Consider the following 14,816-nt stretch of genomic DNA (forward strand, 5'->3'; position numbering starts at 1 on the left):
CAATTGGGGTCTCGCGCCCTGTTTAAATCTTGCCTATAAGTTCACAGGACTTTTGGGGGATTAAGTGCATGGCTAGTGAATTGTCACCGATCGATAAGGCGAAGTTTCTCGCTGCGAAACAAGCAACGGAATATGTCGAAACCGGAATGAAGGTGGGCCTTGGGACTGGTTCGACCGCTGCCTGGTTGGTACAGTGTTTGGGTGAAATGGTCCGTGAAGACGGTTTGAAAATCAAAGGCGTGCCAACATCGACGCGTACTGCGAACTTAGCCCGCAAAGTTGGTATCGAAGTGATCACGTTAGATGAGGCCAAATGGCTTGACGTGACGATCGACGGCACTGACGAATACGACGCGAAATTGACCCTGATCAAAGGTGGCGGTGGCGCACATCTTCAAGAAAAGGTTGTTGCAACAGCAAGCGACCGCATGATTGTGATCGCAGACGCCAGTAAAAAGGTTGATACGCTCGGGGCGTTTCCGTTGCCTGTCGAAGTTATCCCTTTTGGCGCGAAGATCACAAAACGACTGATTGAAGAAATGTTGATCGGGATGGATGTGCTTGGGCGTGAAGTCACGCAACGTATGAATGGGGATAAGCCGTTCATCTCAGATGAGGGCAACTTTATCTTTGACTTGCATCTCAAGCGGATCGGAAACCCACATCAACTTAGCCTCGCGCTCAATCAAATTCCGGGCTTGGTTGAAAATGGACTGTTCATAGATATCTGTGATGTGGTGATCGTCGGCCATGGTGACGGGCGTGTTGACGTACGTGATGTCGACAATGACACAGAGGAAGTCGTGCGTTTCGATCTGCGCGATGATGACAATATTTTTGCGGATCTGGACGATTAAGTCTTTGATTTGCTTAACATGGATGGAGCGTACAGATGACGTTTGACTATGACCTTTTTGTCATTGGTGGTGGCTCTGGTGGGGTGCGTGCTGGTCGCGTTGCCGCAGCGAACGGTGCCAAGGTTGCATTGGCCGAAGAATTTCGCATGGGCGGAACCTGTGTCATTCGCGGCTGTGTGCCTAAAAAACTGATGGTTTTTGCGTCAGGTTATTCTGAAATGTTTGACGATGCGCGGGCTTATGGTTGGGATGTCGAAAGCGGTGCATTCAATTGGCCGCGCTTTCGCGGCAAGCTTGACGCAGAACTTGAGCGTCTTGAAGGTATTTATCGCAAGTTGCTGAACGGATCGGATGTCGAAATCTTTGATGCCCGTGCCACGATCAAAGACGCGCATACCGTGACGTTATCGACGGGGCAGGACATCACCGCCAAGCACATCTTGGTTGCAACAGGTGGTCGCCCTGTCGTGCCGGACATGCCGGGCGCCGAGCTTGGTATCACCTCAAACGAGATTTTTAATCTCGAAACGATGCCCAAATCGATCTTAATCGTTGGCGGCGGTTATATCGCTTCTGAATTTGCAGGCATTTTGAACGGCTTGGGCGTTCAGGTCACCCAATTCTACCGCGGTGCACAAATCCTGCGTGGTTTCGATGACGAGGCGCGCGGGCTTGTCGCGGAAGGTATGCGCGCCAAAGGCGTTGACTTGCATCTGGGCACAAATGTTGTCGAAATGCGCGCGGCGACCGAAGACGATCTGAAAGGTATCGACGGTGGTACTCTCATGGATGGGGGTAAACCTGCGCCTATGCCGGGCAAGGCCGCTGGTCATGGAATTTGGGTGAAAGCCACCAATGGCAATGAACAGGTCTATGATCAGGTGATGTTTGCTACGGGGCGTGCGCCAAATACCGATGGTATGGGGCTGGAAAACGTTGGTGTAACGCTTGGCCGTAAAGGTGAAATTATCGTCGATGAATACAGTCAGACTAAAGTGCCGTCGATTTACGCAATTGGCGATGTCACTGATCGTATTCAACTGACGCCTGTCGCAATCCGCGAAGGCATGGCGTTTGTTGAGACTGTGTTTAAAGGCAACCCGACAGCAGTTGATCACGAGTTGATTCCATCAGCGGTGTTTACGCAGCCGGAACTTGGCACAATCGGATTGACCGAAGAACTGGCCGCCGAAAATGGCCCGATCGAGGTATATTGTTCATCATTCAAGCCGATGAACCATTCCTTTGCTGGTCGCGATGATCGCGTGTTGATGAAATTGATTGTCTGTGCGGACACCCGTAAGGTGCTTGGCTGTCACATTGTGTCAGATCACGCAGGCGAATTGATCCAGCTTGCGGGTATCGCCGTAAAGATGGGGGCGACGAAAGAAGATTTTGATCGTACAGTAGCGGTCCATCCAACGATGGCAGAAGAGCTTGTTACGATGAAAGAACCCGTCCGGGCCGCTTGATTTTGCGGGCTTTGGGCACACATGGCATTATGAAAGCCCAACGCGATGGGTGACGAATAAAGGAAGCTGAGACAGAACATGGCAGGAAATTCAGGTGGCCCTTGGGGCGGCGGCGGTAACAATGGCGGGGGCGGAGACGATGATCGCAACCGTGGTGGCGGACGCAAGCCAAGTAACGACAGTGCTGGTATCCCCGAAATTGACGAGCTGGTGAACAAAGGCCGCGAACAACTGCGCGTTCTGATGGGCGGCCGCACGGACAATGGCGGCAACCGACCAACGCAAGGCGGTGGCGAGGGCCCCGAGATCACACGCGGCATGGTAGGACTTGGTGCGTTTGCGGCGGTTGCGCTTTGGCTTCTGGCGTCGACCTATACCGTCAAGCCAGAAGAACGTTCGATCGAACTGTTCCTTGGTAAATTCACCCAAATTGGCGAGCCAGGATTGAACTTTGCGCCTTGGCCATTGGTGAAATATGAAAAGGTCCAAGTGACTCAAGAACAACGTATCGCAATTGGCACATCTACCAGCGGCCAAGAAGCCGGTCTCATGTTGACGGGTGATGAAAACATTGTTGATGTTGATTTCCAAGTTGTTTGGAATATCGATAACCCTGCTGAGTATAAGTTTACGCTCGAAGATCCTGAGGCAACTATTCGTGCTGTTGCTGAATCTGCTATGCGCGAGATTATTGCACAGTCTGAATTGACGCCGATTTTGAACACGAACCGTGGTCAAATTGGTGAACAGCTTGAGGTTTTGATCCAGCAAACGCTTGATGAATACCAAAGTGGCGTGAACATTGTCCGGGTTAACTTGAACAAAGCAGAAGCCCCCGATATTCGTGTCGAAGTAACCGATGCCGAAGGCACAATTTCACTAACCTCGCCATTCGATGCCTTCCGCGAAGTTCAAAATGCAGAACAAGAAGGTTCTCGTTTGCAAAATGTTGCGGATGCTTATGCAAACCGTGTTGTTGCGGAAGCACGCGGTGAAGCTGCACAAATCCTTGAGCAAGCCGAAGGTTACCGTGCCGAAGTGGTGAACAACGCCTTGGGTGAGGCTTCACGGTTTAGCGCTGTTCTTGCGCAGTACGAACTTGCCCCCGAGGTGACCCGCAAGCGGATTTATCTGGAAACCATGGAGCAAGTCATCGGCGGCGTCGATGTGATCTTGCTTGATGACAATAGCGAAGGCGGGCAGGGCGTTGTCCCTTATCTTCCGCTGAATGAGCTACGTCGCTCCGGAGGATCAAACTAATGAAACGTTCCGTATTTATTCTGCCGGTACTTGTCGTAATTCTACTGGTTGCGTTGTCTTCAATGTTTATTGTTGATGAGCGTGAAAAGAAGCTAGTGCTTCGGTTCGGACGTGTTGTTGCTGTCCACGAAGATCCGGGTTTGGCGTTTAAGGTGCCGCTGATTGATGAAGTCGTCCCTTACAGCGATTTGATCTTGTCACGGGATCCAGACCCGATCCGGGTCACACCACAAGACCAACGTATCTTAATCGTTGATGCATTTGCGCGTTACCGGATCGAAGATGTGACTAAATTCCGTCAAGCGGTTGGTTCAGGTGGTCAGGTAAGCGCGGCTAGCTCGCTTGATAAAATTCTTGATGACAGTATCCGCGAAGTGCTGGGTTCTGTGACATCGAATGACATCCTATCCGTTGACCGTGCCACATTGATGAATCGTATTCGTGATCGGACGAACACACGTGCGGATAACCTTGGTTTGACGATCATTGATGTGCGGCTGAAACGGACTGATTTGCCGGCGGAAAACCAAACAGCGACGTTTGCGCGTATGATTGCAGAACGTGACGAAGAAGCTGCTGACTTGCGTGCCCGTGGCCGCGAAGCACAGCAGCGTATTCAAGCATCTGCAGACCGTACTGCGGTAGAGCTTCGTTCTGATGCACGTCGTGAAGCGCTGATTACACGCGGTGAAGCTGACGCTGAACGCAACCGTATCTTTGCGGATGCATTTGGTGCCGATCCAGAGTTCTTTGAATTCTATCGGTCAATGACTGCGTATCAAACAGCATTGCAGGGTGGGAATACGACAATGGTCCTGTCCCCAGACAATGCGTTCTTTAACTATCTCAAGTCGGATACTGGCAACGCCACGTCTGAGTAAAGTGGTAGGATATATCAAATTCAAAAGGGCTGGTGGAAACGCTGGCCCTTTTCTTTCAGATTTATGTTAAAAGATCACAGGCTGGTGACATAGTTTGTGTTGAATGTTTCCTGTCCTACATAGAACAATGCGAACACTGGGCGCGGTATTTCAGCGCCACTTACCAAAACAAGGAGTAATGCCCGTGGAATCTAAGGCAATCGCAATTCAGCAAGATCAGGGGCAGGCGCGCCGCTTGCTTATCGCGGGTTTTGCGGCACTGACACTGGCCGTGGCCTTTGTCTTTGCACAGGTTACAATAGCGTATGCGCAAGAGCGTCCAGCGACCTTTGCTGACCTTGCCGATCAAGTAAGCCCGTCTGTGGTCAATATCACGACGTCAACGGTGATCGCGGGGCGGACTGGTCCACAAGGGCTTTTGCCCGAAGGATCACCATTCGAGGATTTCTTCAACGACCTTGAACGCGGCCCGGGTCAAGGGCAAGGCGCACAGCGCTCGTCGGCATTGGGATCTGGTTTTGTCATTTCCGCAGATGGCTATATCGTCACCAACAACCACGTCATTGAAGGCGCGGATGAAATTCTAATCGAATTCTACCCCGGTGGTGAACCAGGTGTTCCAGCAGAATTGATCGGTACTGATCCGAACACTGACATTGCAGTATTGAAGGTCGATCTTGAAAACCTGCCCTATGTAGAATTTGGCGATAGCAACGATGTTGGTGCCCGTGTAGGCGACTGGGTCTTGGCCATGGGTAACCCTCTTGGTCAAGGTTTTTCGATCTCGGCTGGTATTGTTTCTGCGCGCAACCGGTCGCTTCAGGGAACATATGACGATTACATTCAGACAGACGCTGCGATTAACCGTGGTAACTCTGGTGGGCCATTGTTTAACATGGACGGTCAGGTTGTTGGTGTGAACACAGCGATCTTGTCACCGAATGGTGGATCAATTGGGATCGGTTTTGCGATGTCTTCGGCTGTTGTGAAAAACGTTGTGGACCAACTGAAAGAATTCGGTGAAACCCGCCGTGGTTGGTTGGGTGTTCGCATCCAAGACGTGACCCCTGATATGATCGACGCGATTGACGGTCTTGATCTTGCGCGTGGTGCGTTGGTTACTGATGTTCCTGCGGGCCCGGCCGAAGATGCAGGTATGCTTTCGGGTGATGTTATCGTGAACTTTGATGGTATCGCAATCGAAGACACCCGCGAACTTGTTCGGATTGTGGGTAATTCGCCCGTCGGTAAAGAAGTCCCCGTCGAGGTGCTTCGCAATGGCGACATGGCAGAGTTGACAGTCGTTCTGGGCCGTCGTGAAACGTCAGAGGCTGTCGCGTTCCCTGTCTCGGAAGAAGTCGAAGAAGCACCAGAAGCGGCTGAGATCTTGGGACTGACCCTTTCGGAAATCACTGAAGAATTGGTCGAACAATACGGTTTGAATATTGAAAGTGGTCTTGTGATTACGGGTATCAACCCAAGCTCAGAAGCCGCCTCAAAGGGTTTGATCGAAGGCGATGTAATCACCGAAGCAGGCCAGCAAGCGGTGACTACAATTGCCGACCTTGAAGGTCGTATCCAAGAAGCCAAAGATGGTGGCCGCAAGTCGCTATTGATGCTCGTGCGTCGTGGCGGTGACCCACGCTTTGTGGCGCTTCCACTCGAAGACTAATTCGATCAATACTTACAAAAAGGGCGGGCTGCTTCGTGCGGCCCGCCCTTATTTATGTCTGGTTCTGCGGCAACCCATCACCGATATCGTAATAGTCGCCTTTTTCGCTGACATAGATATGCATCGAGAGCTTCATTTGTGTGGGCTGATCTAGGGCGCCCATCGCCACTGAGGTCCAATCGCGAAACACTGGGTCCCAGAAAAGAGTTGATCCGCAGGTGTCACAAAACCCGCGGCGTACTTTTTCAGATGACTGGTACCAAACGATGTGGTCATTGCCCTCAATGGTCAGGGCATCGCGGGGTACGTCGATAGACGCCCAGTAGTGCCCAGATTGTTTGCGACAACTTGTGCAGTGGCAGGCATTGCCCGTTGATACATCCGCGTTGATCGTGAAAGAAATCGCGCCGCACATGCAGCTTCCTTGATGTGCCATATCTTAGACCTCTTGCGTAATCCCCTGACGGTTCCAGACGAGCATCCCAATGACAAGCACCGCAGCGATGAGGTGGGCCCAGACAGGTGCAGGCCAAATGCAGGCCGCGCCAGCAATCAACAGCACTGCGCGAAGGGGCATGTTAATGGGCTGTTCCATGCAACCTTGCAGCGCGGCAGCGATCGCATAGATGCCGACAACGCCAAACGCAAAGATCACGATCATCGCGGCCCAGTCGCCAGACAGGAACGGTGTGTAGGCGATCATCAGTGGTACGATGTAAAGCCCCTTGGCAAGCTTCCAGCTGGCGAATCCGGTGGCCATGGCTGGTGCCTTGGCGATAGCCGCAGCCGTAAACGCTGCAAGCGCAACAGGCGGTGTCACGTTGCTGTCTTGTGACAGCCAAAAGATGATCATATGTGCGGACAACAGGGCCGCCATCGCGACCTCTTGCGGCACAACGAGATCACGCAACGGGGCTGCCACCTCAAGTGGAAGGGATTTGATAATCTCTGCGGCCTCTGCGCTGGTCAGCGGCCCGGCAAGAACGGACGGATCGGGGATGCCGAACATCAAGATCGCGTTGCCCGCGTCGCCCAAGGTACCTGCGGCCAAAGCCTCGATCACAAAGCGGTCGCTAATCATGCCGGCTAGGGCAGGGGCCGATAGGGTCGCGAGAACGATGTAGGCTGCTGTCACGGGCAGCCCCATGCCCAAAACAAGACTCGCGATTGCGATCAGGACGATTGCGATCAATAGATTGCCGCCAGCCCATTTCGCGATCATCAAGCTAAAGGTGTTGCCGATGCCCGCTGTAGCAATGACGTTCACAACAAGCCCCACAGCACAAAGCAGTACAGCCGTCATGATCATGCCCTTGGTGCCCATGATCATCGCCTCGATCACAGCGCGTGGGGTCATTGGGTTCTGGGTCAGCCAGCTAGATCCGATCACCGCAAGGATACCAAAGACCGCGGCATAGGCTGGGGTAAACCCGGCAACCAGCATTCCGATCAATCCACCGATGGGGATAACGAAGCTCGCACCACCTTTGGCAAATGCAGAACCAAGCGTCTCTCCATCGCTTTCCATTGGCTTGAGGCCGAGACGGCGCGCTTCGATCCGGACAAAAAAGGTGACCGACAGGAAGTAGAGCAAGGCGGGCAGGGCAGCGACTGCGACGATTGTTTCGTATGGAATTTGGGTGAAGCTCGCCATGACAAATGCGCCAGCACCCATGATCGGCGGCATAAGCTGGCCACCGGTGGATGCAGCTGCTTCTACACCACCCGCGAATTTGGGTGGAAAGCCTGCTTTCTTCATCAATGGGATCGTGATCACGCCGGTGGACGCGGTGTTAGCGACCGCCGATCCAGAAATTGTTCCGGTCAATCCGGACGCGATCACCGCAACAATGCCGGGACCGCCGACCATGCGACCGGCGACCGCACGGGCGAGGTTGATCACGAAATCGCCAGCGCCAGACCGCAGTAAGAATGCGCCGAAGATGATGAAAAGAAATACATAGGTAGAGGAAATTCGGGCAATGGTGCCGAACATCGCATCATCGCCATAGATGGACCGAAACGCGATGGATTCCCATGAAAGGCCCGGGAATGAAAAGACGCCGCCGATGTATTTACCCCAAAAACCAATGTAGCTGAGCGAAAGGACGATCAAAATCGGGATGACCCAACCTGTGAGCCGCCGGGTCAGTTCAATTGCGCCAACAATACATAGGCCAGCCGCGACCCAATCAAGTGCGATGAACTTTACGCCTCTGTCGTAGATGCCGTCTTCTGCATAAGGCAGATAGATTGCTGAAGCCGCGATCAAAGCACCAAAGCACAGGTCAAACGCCAACATGCCCCGACTGCGCGTTGCTCCAGATATCGCCGGATGCAAAACTGCGGCCAAAAAGGCAAAGCCGGCAAAGTGATAGGCATTGCGCTGTGTCTCGGAAATGATCGGATCGAAGGCGACATAGATGTGCCCGGCAGCGATCAAGAAACATAAGACAGATAGGGCAATGTTGGGCAGGCCATCAAAGGCACGCTGCGCCAAGCCTTCGGCGGGGCGTTCATCGGACATGAGAATTCCTTAGATGCAAAAAGGCCCGCAGTAATCTGCGGGCCAAAATGGGCTTAGTTCGCGATCAGGCGGTCAGGGATATCAACCCCAACTTCTTGGTAATAGCGCACAGCACCGGGGTGCAGCGGCACAGGCAGACCTGCAATCGCAGATTCAATCGCCATCACTTTGGTTGCCGGGTGGATCGCCTGCAGGAATGGCAGGTTCTCGTAGATCGCTTTGGTGATCTGATAGACGTTTTCTTCTGGCAGATCAGCGTGCGTCGCAAGGAAGTTTGGCTGCGCGATTGTGTTCACGTCTGCCTCTTGACCCGGGTAAGTACCCGCTGGGATCACATATGGTGTCCACAGTTCACGACCACCGTCAGCAGCGGCCAGTTCTTCAGCCGTAAAGGATAGCATTGTGACGTTGTCACCTGCTGCGGCCATCAACTGGCTGATCGCACCTGTTGGTACGCCAGCAGGTGTGCCGATGCCCTTAACCTGCCCGTTTTGCAGGGCCTCGGCTGATGGGCCGTAGCCGCCGTAAACCAGTTCGTAGTCAGTGTTGATATCAACACCAAGACCAGAAAGCAGCGCCGCGTTTGAACCGATTGTGCCCGAGTTCTGGTTGCCAAAGGCCATTGCTTCACCCTTGAGCGCAACCAAATCGGCCATCGTGCCGGTCGTTGCCGCGTCAGATGAGATCACGAATTGTTCGACGTTTTGCCAAAGCATTGTGACCGAACGCAGGTGCTCTTGAGGGCCGGATTCCTCTAGTGGGCCGGTGCCGGATGCTGCGTAGTAACCGTATAGGCCCTGAAGGATCGCAAACTGTGCTTCGCCTTCGCGGATCAAACGCACGTTTTCGCCCGAACCCGCAGAGCTAATTGCGGACATGCCGATCTTTTCTTTTGGCTCTAGCTTAACCTTTACAAGGGTCGAAAGTGCTACGCCCACAGGGTAGTAGGTACCGCCAGTCGAGGCTGTCGCCAGAATATAGCTGGCTTCTTCAGCTTGGGCAGCTGGGGCTGCCAGCACAAAACCTGCCGTAACAGCGGCCTTAAAAAATGTCATGGTGTCTCCTCCCAAAGATATCGTTACCGCCGACAGGGTCAGCGTACCCAGTAAACAAACTATTTCGCCGACCAAGGGGCAAGGCGTTTGTTCTGAATTTGGATAACTAAATGTTTTTTTAAGAATAATTTTGCGGTAGCGATGCTTCGATGGGCGTGATGTGTGGAAAATCGCACAACCTGTGGCGCAACGTTTTGGATAATACCTTTGTGATTAGCGCTGGCCCCGCGTTTGCAGGTGATTTACTAATGCTTGAAACACACGAGAAAGCACGAAGGATCATAGCAAGATGGCCAAGATTACCTATGTCGAACACAGTGGCAAAGAACACGTCGTGGATGTTGCCAATGGGCTGACCGTCATGGAAGGCGCCCGCGACAACGGTATCCCAGGGATCGAGGCTGACTGTGGCGGCGCATGTGCCTGTTCGACCTGCCATGTTTATATCGACGATGCGTGGGTTGATAAGCTTCCTGCCAAAGACGGTATGGAAGAAGACATGCTTGATTTCGCTTACGAACCAGATCCAGTGAAATCCCGCCTGACCTGCCAGATCAAAGTCACTGACGCGCTCGAAGGTCTGCGCGTTCAGATGCCAGAAAAGCAAATCTGATGCGGCTTTGCGCACTTGCTTTGGCTATGTGGCCTGCGGTGGCAGGGGCGCAGACGATTGCTTCGGCGGAATTTGTCGAACCCACGACACGCTACGATCACGGTATCTTAGGCGATGCTGTTGAATGGGGCGGGTTGAGGTTTACCGCGGATGGTACGACCTACCAAATCACGTTGCCAGAAACGCATGTATTCGAAGACTTTGAGCCACGGCTTTGGGATTTAAACAGTGATGGCGCCCCAGAGATGGTGGTGATCGAAACTGGCATGGCGCGGGGTGCCGCGCTGGCTGTCTATGGGCCGGAAGGCAAAATCGCCCAAACGCCTTATATTGGTCGTACGCATCGGTGGCTTGCTCCGATCGGCGCAGCTGACTTGGATGGCGATGGTGCCATTGAGATCGCTTATATTGACCGTCCTCATTTAGCGAAAACGCTACGTATTTGGCGTTTCTCTGATGGCGCGCTGTCCCATGTTGTTGATGTGCCAGGGCTGACAAATCACCGGATAGGTGAGGATAACATTGCTGGCGGGATACGTGACTGTGGGCAGGGGCCCGAGATGATCACCGCCAATGCCGATTGGACACGACTGATTGCAACGACATTTGTTGATGGCCGTGCACAGACACGCGACATCGGTACACACGAAGGCCGCACGTCCTTTGCTGCCGCTATGGCCTGCGATCCTAGCTGAGTAAAACCAATAGCAACAAAATCTCGGTGATTTGCTGGGTAGCCCCTAGAATGTCGCCGGTCTGCCCCCCAATTTTTCGCTGGGCAATCAAACCGCAAATCAGAACGGCGATTGCTGCGGGGAATATCAGGCTGATCTGTCCACATAGCATCGCAATGACGGCCGATATCCCGACGGCAACCCATGCGGTTGATGCCGATGGACGGCCCACACTTTGGCTTAACCCGCTTTCGCGCGCGTTTGTCATGGCGGCCATCAAAACGACCATTCCACCACGGCTGAGTACCGCAATAGCAATCAGGCCTGTCCAGTGGATTTCCAACACGATCAGTGCACTGATGCCCATCCAGCGGATCAACAACGAGAGCGCTAAGGCCAGTACACCATAGACTCCGATGCTGCTGTCTTTCATGATCTCAAGCCGCCGCGCGCGGTCCCAGCCGCCCCAAAGCCCGTCTGCGCTATCGGCAAGCCCATCTTCGTGCATAGCGCCTGTGACAATTGCACCGATGGCCAGCACAAGCGCAGCAACAATGCCAACAGGCAGGCCAACCCATGACAAGACACTGACTGACGCTGCCAAGATTACCCCAATTACAAGCCCAGCCAGTGGATAAGCCCAAGCTGCTGCTGCACCGCGTTCCATTGCGCGTTCTTGTGGAACGGGAATTGGTAGTCTGGTCAACAACCCGATCGCTGCAGGAAGATCGATAGCTTCAATCAGTTTGACGTCGCGATTGTCCAAAAGGATGCCCCATGTAGCCTTTTCATTACCTGTCTGATCGTTAGACATAACCAACGATTCACGCAACGAGGTCACGATGCAAGCGCCCTTCACCACACTTTCCGAATTTCGCGAAACCTTGGCGAAAGCGCCAGAGTCTCATGCTACCGCTTTTCAGGGGGCTCAGGACCGCAACAGCCAGCTAACCAAACCACCCGGTGCCTTGGGCCGGCTCGAGGATCTTGCTATTTGGTATGCGGGTTGGCGGGGAAACCCAAAGCCACAAATCAATGCGCCACAGGTGGTGATTTTTGCGGGTAACCACGGTGTTTGTGCCCAAGGTGTGTCTGCGTTTCCGCCAGAAGTGACCGAGCAGATGGTCGCAAATTTCGAACATGGTGGGGCGGCGATCAATCAACTGTCGAAAGCATTCGGCGCTACGATGAACGTGCACGCTTTGTCACTTGATACGCCGACGGCTGATTTCACCCAAGCGCCAGCAATGACCGAAGCCGAAGTTGTCAGCGCCTTGCAAATCGGCTGGGCAGCCGTTGATCCTGCCAGTGATCTGTTGGTCACAGGCGAAATGGGGATTGGTAATACCACTTCGGCTGCTGCGGTTGCGGCGGCTGTGCTGGGTGGCGATGCTGCAGATTGGACGGGGCGCGGAACGGGCGTCGATGACGCGGGCCTTGCGCGCAAGGCCGAGGTCGTCGCGAAAGGGGTCGCGCTTCATGCGTCCAGCGATCCGTTAGAGGCATTGCGTTGTTTGGGCGGTCGCGAGCTTGCCGCGATGGCAGGTGCGATTGCAGCCGCACGTCACTGCCGTATCCCAGTGATCCTTGACGGGTTCATTTGTTGTGCTGCTGCTGCGACCCTGGCCAAGGCCGTTGATGGTGCTTTGGACCATGCTGTTGCAGGTCATCAAAGCGCGGAAGCTGCGCATGCGCGTTTGCTGACTGCCCTTGGAAAAGAACCGTTGCTAAGCCTTGGCTTGCGCCTTGGCGAAGGATCAGGTGCGGCACTCGCGATTGGCATCTTGAAAGGCGCAGTCGCCTGCCATTCTGGTATGCTTACATTCGCCGAGGCAGGCGTGAGCGCGGGCTAAGATTTCTTATTCTCGTTCGCTTGCTGGCGCGTCGCGAGCGCCGTTTCTAGATCATTGTTGAGTGCGCGAGAGCGCTCAACATAATCGGGAAGATCAGCAACGGGGATGCCGGGTTTCCACAGGCTCGCTAGTTCGCGCATTGCTTTGCGGTCATGCTGATAGAACGTCTGCTCGGCCTCTGCGGCTTCGAACTCTGACAGGCCAAGGTTTTCCAAAGCATAGCGACCAGCACGCAAAGAACTGTCGAACATTTCGCGCACAATGTCATTGGCACCAGCTGCGTATAGTTCATAGACGTGCACCCGGTCACGTGCACGGGCAACGATATGTAGGTCAGGTCGGGTTTTGCGTGCATAGGCGACCAGCTTATTTGCTGAAGCTTTGTCGTCGATTGCGACAACCAACACTTTGGCCTCTTCGAAGCCTGCGGCACTAAGTAGATCTGGCCGCGTTGGATCTCCGAAGAAGCCGCGAAACCCGAACTTTCGCATCATTTGTACGGTTTGCAGATTGCTATCAATCACGACAGTTGAAAACCCGGCGCTTTGAACAAGGCGGTTTACGATTTGCCCAAAGCGCCCGATGCCAGCAATAATCACAGTGCCTTTTTCGTCGACTTCGTCATGTTCTGGGTCGTCGGGTTCGCTCATCCGGCGGCTTAGTAATTCATAAAGGATGAACAGGAGCGGAGTGATGAGCATAGACAAAGCAATCACCAACAATAACCGCCCCGCCAACCCATCTGATAGCACGCCTTGTTGCGATGAAAATGACACCAATACAAATCCAAATTCACCTGCCTGCGCCAGCCCAAGCGTGAAAAGCCACTGATCCTTGCCCTTAAGTTGGAATGCGCGCCCAAGCCCGTAAAGGATCACACCTTTGGTGAGCATCACGCCAAGCGTCAGTGCGAGAATGTACAGCGGTTCTGCAAAAAGCAGATCAAAGTTGATCCCCGCGCCAACAGTAATAAAGAACAAACCAAGCAAAAGCCCTTTGAAGGGTTCAAGGTCGCTTTCAAGTTCATGCCGAAACTCAGAGTTCGCAAGAACCACGCCAGCCAAGAAGGTTCCCAAAGCAGGGGACAGCCCAACCATCCCCATGAGTACGGCGATTGAGACGACCAATAGCAACGCAAAGGCCGTGTACATTTCGCGTAAACGTGCGTGATGGATGTAACGAAACAGTGGGCGAATGAGGAATATGCCAACGAGAATAATTGCGATGACCGCGCCCAACGTAACTAATGTCACGCCCCAGCCAGGCAACCCATCTACCAAACTCATGCTGCCGTGCGTGCCATGCGTATCATCGGCCACACGTTGTACTGATCCATCGGGCGCAAGCCGCAGTAACACGGGCGTTGCAAGAAGCGGCAAAAGTGCCAGCATTGGAATGACTGAAATATCTTGGGTCAATAAAACCGAAAACGTGGATCGTCCTCCGCCGGTTTGCATAAGCTTTTTTTCAGTTAGCGTTTGCAGGACGATTGCTGTCGATGACAGGGCGAAAATCATGCCGATAGCCAGTGATATCGTCCAGTCATATCCCATGGCGATGCTGATCCCCATGATTGCAAGCATTGTCAGTAATACTTGCATGCCGCCTAGCCCGATGAGCCGTTTGCGCATATCCCACAAGGCGCGCGGTTCAAGCTCTAGCCCGATTAAAAACAGCATCATAACAACGCCGAATTCCGCGAAATGTTGAATATCTTGGGCTTCGGTGCCGACTAACCCTGTGACCGGACCAATGACGATTCCAGCCAGCAAGTAGCCCAACACTGACCCAAGGCCGAGACGCGCCGCAAAAGGTACCGCGATAACCGCGGCCCCAAGATATATCGTGGCCTGAAGAAGAAAGTTTTCCATGTATTCAGATATGGCGGCCCGCTGCGAAATGCGCAACGCGCGAAGCGCTGGTGCTGCGATAAATTGCTAACTGTGTCGGTT

General features: G+C 53.6%; 13 protein-coding genes. 8 read left to right on the plus strand and 5 right to left on the minus strand.

What is annotated here, in order from left to right:
• The first annotated feature begins 68 nt into the window (after positions 1-68).
• The 5 genes from rpiA to CLV80_RS08040 all read left to right on the plus strand — a co-directional run bounded on the left by rpiA (position 69) and on the right by CLV80_RS08040 (position 6,142).
• Positions 69-857 carry a ribose-5-phosphate isomerase RpiA gene (gene rpiA, locus CLV80_RS08020; protein ID WP_106356717.1) on the plus strand — a complete coding sequence of 263 codons (789 nt, stop codon included), beginning with the start codon at positions 69-71 and terminating at the stop codon, positions 855-857.
• A gap of 35 nt (positions 858-892) precedes the next feature.
• Positions 893-2,329: an FAD-dependent oxidoreductase gene (locus tag CLV80_RS08025; protein ID WP_106356720.1), complete on the plus strand. Its 1,437-nt coding sequence runs from the start codon at positions 893-895 to the stop codon at positions 2,327-2,329.
• Positions 2,330-2,407: 78 nt separating this feature from the next.
• On the plus strand, positions 2,408-3,589 hold the full coding sequence (gene hflK / locus CLV80_RS08030; RefSeq protein ID WP_106356722.1) for an FtsH protease activity modulator HflK: 1,182 nt from the start codon (positions 2,408-2,410) through the stop codon (positions 3,587-3,589).
• Positions 3,589-4,470: a protease modulator HflC gene (gene hflC / locus CLV80_RS08035; protein ID WP_106356725.1), complete on the plus strand. Its 882-nt coding sequence runs from the start codon at positions 3,589-3,591 to the stop codon at positions 4,468-4,470. The genes hflK and hflC overlap by 1 nt, the downstream gene beginning before the upstream one ends.
• A 178-nt stretch (positions 4,471-4,648) precedes the next feature.
• Positions 4,649-6,142 carry a Do family serine endopeptidase gene (locus CLV80_RS08040; protein ID WP_106356727.1) on the plus strand — a complete coding sequence of 498 codons (1,494 nt, stop codon included), beginning with the start codon at positions 4,649-4,651 and terminating at the stop codon, positions 6,140-6,142.
• 52 nt (positions 6,143-6,194) lie between these two features.
• On the opposite strand, the gene CLV80_RS08045 is transcribed toward CLV80_RS08040, so the two are convergent.
• From CLV80_RS08045 to CLV80_RS08055, 3 genes are read right to left on the minus strand one after another with little or no spacing between them, the layout of a single operon-like run.
• The gene (locus CLV80_RS08045; RefSeq protein ID WP_106356729.1) at positions 6,195-6,578 is read right to left on the minus strand and encodes a GFA family protein; all 384 of its coding nucleotides are present in this window, start codon (positions 6,576-6,578) and stop codon (positions 6,195-6,197) included.
• Between the two features lie 3 nt (positions 6,579-6,581).
• Complete coding sequence (locus CLV80_RS08050; protein ID WP_106356731.1) at positions 6,582-8,669, minus strand: TRAP transporter permease; 2,088 nt, start codon at positions 8,667-8,669, stop codon at positions 6,582-6,584.
• A gap of 53 nt (positions 8,670-8,722) precedes the next feature.
• Positions 8,723-9,724: a TAXI family TRAP transporter solute-binding subunit gene (locus tag CLV80_RS08055; RefSeq protein WP_106356734.1), complete on the minus strand. Its 1,002-nt coding sequence runs from the start codon at positions 9,722-9,724 to the stop codon at positions 8,723-8,725.
• A 289-nt stretch (positions 9,725-10,013) separates the two neighbouring features.
• Between CLV80_RS08055 and CLV80_RS08060 the strand changes: the two genes are divergently transcribed.
• A complete protein-coding gene (locus CLV80_RS08060; RefSeq protein WP_106356736.1) occupies positions 10,014-10,337 on the plus strand; it encodes a 2Fe-2S iron-sulfur cluster-binding protein in 324 nt (107 codons plus the stop codon).
• Positions 10,337-11,032: an FG-GAP repeat domain-containing protein gene (locus CLV80_RS08065; protein WP_165793348.1), complete on the plus strand. Its 696-nt coding sequence runs from the start codon at positions 10,337-10,339 to the stop codon at positions 11,030-11,032. The genes CLV80_RS08060 and CLV80_RS08065 overlap by 1 nt, the downstream gene beginning before the upstream one ends.
• Here CLV80_RS08065 and cobS read toward each other — a convergent pair.
• Positions 11,025-11,825 (minus strand): adenosylcobinamide-GDP ribazoletransferase, encoded by an 801-nt coding sequence (gene cobS, locus CLV80_RS08070; protein WP_106356957.1) that lies wholly within the window; start codon positions 11,823-11,825, stop codon positions 11,025-11,027. The two genes, CLV80_RS08065 and cobS, sit on opposite strands and share 8 nt — an antisense overlap.
• Before the next feature lie 28 nt (positions 11,826-11,853).
• On the opposite strand from cobS, the gene cobT reads away from it, so the two are divergent.
• Positions 11,854-12,864, plus strand: a complete 1,011-nt coding sequence (gene cobT, locus CLV80_RS08075) for a nicotinate-nucleotide--dimethylbenzimidazole phosphoribosyltransferase (RefSeq protein WP_106356739.1) — start codon at positions 11,854-11,856, stop codon at positions 12,862-12,864.
• On the opposite strand, the gene CLV80_RS08080 is transcribed toward cobT, so the two are convergent.
• A complete protein-coding gene (locus CLV80_RS08080) occupies positions 12,861-14,735 on the minus strand; it encodes a monovalent cation:proton antiporter-2 (CPA2) family protein (protein WP_106356741.1) in 1,875 nt (624 codons plus the stop codon). The two genes, cobT and CLV80_RS08080, sit on opposite strands and share 4 nt — an antisense overlap.
• Positions 14,736-14,816: the final 81 nt, after the last annotated feature.

Origin of the sequence: Yoonia maritima, from assembly GCF_003003285.1 — a bacterium.
In the GTDB taxonomy this organism is placed as follows: Bacteria; Pseudomonadota; Alphaproteobacteria; order Rhodobacterales; family Rhodobacteraceae; genus Yoonia; species Yoonia maritima.

Bases quoted from the DNA above. Each gene is read 5' to 3' on its own strand.
- CLV80_RS08080 (WP_106356741.1), bottom strand. From the start codon at position 14,735: ATGGAAAACTTTCTTCTTCAGGCCACGATATATCTTGGGGCCGCGGTT.
- CLV80_RS08025 (WP_106356720.1), top strand. From the start codon at position 893: ATGACGTTTGACTATGACCTTTTTGTCATTGGTGGTGGCTCTGGTGGG.
- hflC (WP_106356725.1), top strand. From the start codon at position 3,589: ATGAAACGTTCCGTATTTATTCTGCCGGTACTTGTCGTAATTCTACTG.
- cobT (WP_106356739.1), top strand. From the start codon at position 11,854: ATGCAAGCGCCCTTCACCACACTTTCCGAATTTCGCGAAACCTTGGCG.
- cobS (WP_106356957.1), bottom strand. From the start codon at position 11,825: ATGTCTAACGATCAGACAGGTAATGAAAAGGCTACATGGGGCATCCTT.
- CLV80_RS08050 (WP_106356731.1), bottom strand. From the start codon at position 8,669: ATGTCCGATGAACGCCCCGCCGAAGGCTTGGCGCAGCGTGCCTTTGAT.
- CLV80_RS08045 (WP_106356729.1), bottom strand. From the start codon at position 6,578: ATGGCACATCAAGGAAGCTGCATGTGCGGCGCGATTTCTTTCACGATC.
- CLV80_RS08040 (WP_106356727.1), top strand. From the start codon at position 4,649: ATGCCCGTGGAATCTAAGGCAATCGCAATTCAGCAAGATCAGGGGCAG.
- CLV80_RS08060 (WP_106356736.1), top strand. From the start codon at position 10,014: ATGGCCAAGATTACCTATGTCGAACACAGTGGCAAAGAACACGTCGTG.
- hflK (WP_106356722.1), top strand. From the start codon at position 2,408: ATGGCAGGAAATTCAGGTGGCCCTTGGGGCGGCGGCGGTAACAATGGC.
- CLV80_RS08065 (WP_165793348.1), top strand. From the start codon at position 10,337: ATGCGGCTTTGCGCACTTGCTTTGGCTATGTGGCCTGCGGTGGCAGGG.
- CLV80_RS08055 (WP_106356734.1), bottom strand. From the start codon at position 9,724: ATGACATTTTTTAAGGCCGCTGTTACGGCAGGTTTTGTGCTGGCAGCC.
- rpiA (WP_106356717.1), top strand. From the start codon at position 69: ATGGCTAGTGAATTGTCACCGATCGATAAGGCGAAGTTTCTCGCTGCG.